The sequence below is a fragment of the Salmonella sp. SAL4457 genome (assembly GCF_046548235.1).
GTDB classification, from domain to species: domain Bacteria; phylum Pseudomonadota; class Gammaproteobacteria; order Enterobacterales; family Enterobacteriaceae; genus Salmonella; species Salmonella enterica.
Genome location: NZ_JBGDZO010000844.1, coordinates 1 through 256 on the forward strand (window position 1 = coordinate 1; position 256 = coordinate 256).

Sequence of the window (256 nt, forward strand, 5' to 3'; positions counted from 1 at the left end):
GCGGGGTCCAGAACGTGAACGCGGCCATCTCGGCCGCCGGGTAGCGCGCGAGGAGCCAGAACCAGGCGAGGTAGGTCGCGAAGGCGATGACCACGCCCTGGTAGGCGAGCGCGGCGAGCACCACGGGGGTGGGCCGGGTGACGCCGGCCTCGCCCACCGCCGCCGCCAGCCCGAGCAGGATCACCGCCGAGCCGGCCAGCTGGTAGAAGAGCGTCGCGTGGGGGCTCACCGTCCGGCCGCGGGCCTTGATGACCAG

General features: G+C 74.6%; 1 protein-coding gene. It reads right to left on the bottom strand.

Annotated features, from left to right (window positions below; all coding sequences use genetic code 11):
* The coding region (locus tag ACLJNW_RS26565) for an EamA family transporter (RefSeq protein ID WP_410961559.1) at positions 1-256 on the bottom strand (256 nt) is incomplete at both ends.